We start from the raw sequence: 438 nt of genomic DNA, 5'->3' as shown, positions 1-438 counted from the left end.
GGGCCGTCCCGGGGGGGCCGCGGGCCCCGGGGCGGGGGGGCCGCACGGGCCCCGCCCCCCGGACGGTCAGCGGGCGGTGCCGGCCGGCTCGCCCATCACGGTGTTGCCGGTGACCGCGCCGCCGGCGCCGTCCACGGTCACCCGGTGGCGGACGCCGTCCTGGCCGACCACGACGGCCTCCCAGGCGGTGCCGCCGCCCTGCTCCGGAACGACCGCGAGGGACTCCACGCGGCCGCCGGGCACCGCGGCCACGGCCTTCTCGACGGCCTGCTGGGCCGCGACGGCGGGCAGCGGGGCCGGCGCCGTGCGTATCCCGGGGCGGCCGTCCGCGCCGGCGAGCAGCGCCTTGGCGGAGCCGGCGCGGGGGCCGTGCGTGGCGGGACCCACCCCGGCACCGCCGCGGCCGCCCGCCCCGCGGCCGGCGGCCCCCCGGCCCGC

General features: G+C 85.6%; 1 protein-coding gene. It reads right to left on the bottom strand.

Features of this window, described 5'->3' with window-relative positions:
• Nucleotides 1-66 precede the first annotated feature (66 nt).
• The coding region (locus tag ACFV0G_RS37950) for a PepSY domain-containing protein (RefSeq protein ID WP_380557975.1) at nt 67-438 on the bottom strand (372 nt) is incomplete at its 5' end.

This window comes from Kitasatospora sp. NPDC059571 (genome assembly GCF_042735675.1).
Lineage (GTDB): Bacteria > Actinomycetota > Actinomycetes > Streptomycetales > Streptomycetaceae > Kitasatospora.
The sequence above is the reverse complement of the archived record's forward strand: the minus strand, read 5'-3'. Positions and strand labels throughout refer to the sequence as shown.